Here is a 2736-nt window from a genome sequence, read left to right as displayed (position 1 = left end):
CCCGCCAACCCGGCGGGCACGGGGGGGGGGCCCCCAACACCTAGGGTGGCCCGCCCCCCGCCCGCGTCGTGTCACGGCCGCCGCCGCGGTGTCACGGCCGCCCCCGCGTCCGCGGGGCCGGCCGGACCGGAGGACTCAGGCGTCCTGGCCCTGCTCCGTCTTCTTGCGCCAGCGGATGCCGGCCTCCAGGAAGCCGTCGATCTCGCCGTCGAGCACCGACTGCGGGTTGCCGACCTCGAACTCCGTCCGCAGGTCCTTGACCATCTGGTAGGGGTGCAGGACGTAGGAGCGCATCTGGTTGCCCCACGAGTTGCCGCCGTCGCCCTTGAGGGCGTCCATCTTGGCCTGCTCCTCCTGGCGGCGCCGCTCCAGCAGCTTGGCCTGGAGGACGTTCATGGCGCTGGCCTTGTTCTGGATCTGCGAGCGCTCGTTCTGGCAGGACACGACGATGCCGGTCGGGATGTGCGTGATGCGCACCGCCGAGTCGGTCGTGTTGACGCCCTGGCCGCCGGGGCCCGAGGCGCGGTAGACGTCGACGCGCAGCTCGGTCTCGTCGATCTCGACGTGGTCGGACTGCTCGACGACCGGCAGCACCTCGACGCCGGCGAAGGAGGTCTGGCGGCGGCCCTGGTTGTCGAAGGGCGAGATGCGCACCAGGCGGTGCGTGCCCTGCTCGACGGAGAGGGTGCCGTAGGCGTAGGGCGCCTTGACGACGAAGGTGGTCGACTTGATGCCGGCCTCTTCCGCGTACGAGGTCTCGTAGACCTCCGTGGAGTAGCCGTGGCGCTCGGCCCAGCGCAGGTACATGCGCTGGAGGCGCTCGGCGAAGTCGGAGGCGTCCACGCCGCCGGCCTCGGCCCGGATGTTGACCAGCGCCTCGCGCTCGTCGTACTCGCCGGACAGGAGGGTGCGGACCTCCATCTCCTCCAGCGCCTTGCGGACGGCGACCAGCTCGACCTCCGCCTCGGCGCGGGTGTCCGGGTCGTCCATCTCCTCGGCCAGCTCGAAGAGGACGGCGAGGTCGTCGATGCGGCCCCGCAGCGTCTCGGTCTTGCGGACCTCGGCCTGGAGGTGGGAAAGCCTGCTCGTGATCTTCTGGGCAGCCTCCGGGTCGTCCCACAGGGACGGGGCCGCTGCCTGCTCCTCGAGCACGGCGATGTCTGCCCTCAGCTTGTCGAGGTCCAGGACGGCCTCGATCGACCCCATGGTCGAGGAGAGGGACTTCAGCTCTTCGGATACGTCGACGACTGCCACGGGTCCAGCGTAGCCGGTCCGCGGGCGGCCCTGTCCGGCCAGTCCGGTTCACCCGTTCTGATGAAGGGCAATACGGGCGTACGCTCACGGTATGACTCTCCTCCTCGTCAAGCGCCGCCATGTGGACCACATGCGTGTCACGACGACGAGCTGTCAGCCGCCGGACCGTTCTCAAGCCTGATCCACCCCGATCCGACTTGGTCCTGTACGCGGCTCACGCGGCCCCGGCGCCACCCCTGCCGGAGGCCCTCCCCCTCCGCTGCCCCGACATCTCAGGGGAACAGGACCCCGTGACATCCGAAATGGAGCCGTCATGCCGTCCGCGCACTCCCTCCCCGTCATCGATCTCTCCCAGGCCGACGACCCGGCCCAGCGGGCCGACTTCCTGAAGGCGCTGCACGCCGCGGCCCGGGACACCGGATTCCTGCACCTCACCGGGCACGGCATCACCGAGGCGGAGAGCGCTCGGATACTCGACGTGACCAGGGCGTTCTTCGCCCTACCGGAGGCCGACAGGCTCGCCGTCAGCAACCTGAACTCGCCGCACTTCCGCGGCTACACCCGCATCGGCCACGAGCTGACCGGCGGGGCCTCCGACTGGCGGGACCAGCTGGACGTCGGCGCGGAGCGCCCGGCGCCGGTCCTGGAGCCGGGCGACCCGGCGTACCTGTGGTTGGAGGGCCCGAACCAGTGGCCGGCCGCCCTGCCGGAGCTGCGGACCGTGGTCCTGGACTGGCAGTCCCGGCTGGCCTCGGTGGCCCACCGGCTGCTGCAGGAGCTGCTGACCTCGATCGGCGCGCCGCACGACTTCTTCGACGACGCCTTCGCCGACCGGCCGCACCTGCACACGAAGCTGATCCGCTACCCCGGGTCCGCGCCGTCCGGCGCGGACCAGGGCGTCGGCGCCCACAAGGACTACGGCTTCCTGACCCTGCTGCTGCAGGACTCCGTGGGCGGCCTCCAGGTGGTCAAGGACGGCGGGTACGTGGCCGTGCCGCCGATGCCGGGCGCGTTCGTGGTCAACCTGGGCGAGCTGCTGGAGATCGCCACGGAGGGCTACCTGACCGCGACCGACCACCGGGTGGTCAGCCCACCGGGTGCGGTCGAGCGGTTCTCGGTGCCGTTCTTCTACAACCCGCGGCTGGACGCCGTCGTCGACACGGTGCCGGGCGAGTACCTGAAGCACGCCCCCGGTGTGCTGCACGACGCGTCGAACCCGCTGCACGCGGAGTACGGGCGCAACGAGCTGAAGGGCTGGGTCCGGGCCCACCCCGCGGTGGCCCGGCGCTGGCACCCGGAGCTGGTCGCGGCGTAACCCCGCCGCGCGCCGCCCCCGCGGCCCCGGCTCGCCTCCGTCCCGGCCCGCTCGAACGCCGGCGGGGCCCGGTCCCCCCGCCCGCGCCGGCGGTCGGGGTGCCCAGGGGCGGGGGCGGGACCCCCCGAAAGGCGCAGGCCCCCGGCCCGGCCCCGGGGCGGGGGGCC

General features: G+C 72.5%; 2 protein-coding genes. One reads left to right on the top strand and one right to left on the bottom strand.

Annotation, left to right across the window (positions count from 1 at the left end):
- Positions 1-135: 135 nt before the first annotated feature.
- On the bottom strand, positions 136-1254 hold the full coding sequence (gene prfB, locus ACFV7Q_RS32940; RefSeq protein WP_385434199.1) for a peptide chain release factor 2: 1119 nt from the start codon (positions 1252-1254) through the stop codon (positions 136-138).
- A 313-nt stretch (positions 1255-1567) separates the two neighbouring features.
- Here prfB and ACFV7Q_RS32935 point away from each other — a divergent pair, with 313 nt between their 5' ends.
- On the top strand, positions 1568-2569 hold the full coding sequence (locus ACFV7Q_RS32935) for an isopenicillin N synthase family dioxygenase (protein WP_385434197.1): 1002 nt from the start codon (positions 1568-1570) through the stop codon (positions 2567-2569).
- Positions 2570-2736 lie beyond the last annotated feature (167 nt).

This window comes from Streptomyces sp. NPDC059851 (assembly GCF_042732005.1).
In the GTDB taxonomy this organism is placed as follows: domain Bacteria; phylum Actinomycetota; class Actinomycetes; order Streptomycetales; family Streptomycetaceae; genus Streptomyces.
The sequence above is the reverse complement of the archived record's forward strand: the minus strand, read 5'-3'. Positions and strand labels throughout refer to the sequence as shown.

What these genes read in the sequence shown, in the direction of transcription:
- ACFV7Q_RS32935 (WP_385434197.1), top strand. Translation starts at nt 1,568, where the DNA reads ATGCCGTCCGCGCACTCCCTCCCCGTCATCGATCTCTCCCAGGCCGAC.